The organism is Prevotella sp. SGI.167 (assembly GCF_050313615.1).
In the GTDB taxonomy this organism is placed as follows: domain Bacteria; phylum Bacteroidota; class Bacteroidia; order Bacteroidales; family Bacteroidaceae; genus Prevotella.
The window spans coordinates 1-382 of sequence record NZ_JBNPLT010000149.1 but is presented as its reverse complement, the minus strand read 5'-3'; the positions used below and the strand labels follow the sequence as shown (position 1 = coordinate 382).

Annotated in this window: 1 protein-coding gene; it reads left to right on the top strand. The window is 49.0% G+C overall.

Annotated elements, in window-relative coordinates; all coding sequences use genetic code 11:
* Positions 1-382 (top strand): AAA family ATPase (locus ACQRBJ_RS16290; RefSeq protein WP_445304268.1); only part of this gene is annotated, 382 nt, incomplete at both ends.

Sequence of the window (382 nt, the reverse complement as noted above, 5' to 3'; positions counted from 1 at the left end):
CGTCTTTCTGAGTCGTCCGAGACGATTCGGCAAGTCGCTCTTTGCCTCTACCCTTCAGGCTTATTTCGAGGGAAGAAAGGAACTCTTCGAGGGATTGGCCATTGCTGATTACGAGAAGGAATGGGTGAAGCATCCTGTGCTCCATTTCGATATGAGCGGTGCCAAGCATTTTGATGCTGACGCCCTGAACAGTTATCTGAATCTACGACTTTTGCCCTACGAAAAGCTTTATGGTAAGGGAGAAGGTGAAAACTATCCTAATGAAAGACTGGCTGGTATTGTAAAGCGTGCTTACGAGAAGACGGGCGAAAAAGTGGCTGTCATCATCGACGAATATGATGCCCCTCTGCTGGACGTGGTGCACGAGAAGGAGAACCTGCAC